The organism is Microtetraspora sp. AC03309, from assembly GCF_020826795.1.
Taxonomy (GTDB): Bacteria; Actinomycetota; Actinomycetes; order Streptosporangiales; family Streptosporangiaceae; genus Microtetraspora; species Microtetraspora glauca.
In genome coordinates this window covers 1-393 of sequence record NZ_JADDIL010000617.1, presented here as the reverse complement: position 1 = coordinate 393, position 393 = coordinate 1, and the positions used below count along the sequence as shown (strand labels likewise).

The following is a 393-nucleotide window of genomic DNA, read 5'->3' as shown; positions in this document are numbered from 1 at the left end:
GGTGTCCATCTGCACCGTGGCCGCGTTGGCGAGCGGGTTGTGCTGCAGTCGCAGCAGCAGTTCTCGTTCGTGCGGTTCGTAGTCGCGGTCAGGCCCGGCGGCGTCGCGATAAGAGATGACGGTGACGCCGTTCTTGCCGGCGATCTTGCGCACCGCCGCTGGGGTCACCGTCGGGTCGTCGATGATGACGACCATTTGTTTGTTCGATTTGTTCACCTCGGAGGTGTCGACGTTGCCTTTCTCGTCGACCACCTTGGCGCGTTCCTTGAGCAACGGCTCCAGCGCGTCCTCGACCTCGGCCAGCGACGTTGCGAGATAGCGGGCCGGGCCGGCGCCGTCGATGTCCTGACTTTCGGTGTGCGGTAACCATTTCGCCCAGCCCCAGTGCTGCTC

Annotated in this window: 1 protein-coding gene; it reads right to left on the bottom strand. The window is 64.4% G+C overall.

Annotated features, from left to right (window positions below):
• A partial coding sequence (locus tag IMZ11_RS44630; protein WP_228649863.1) for a hypothetical protein occupies window positions 1-393 on the bottom strand: 393 nt, incomplete at both ends.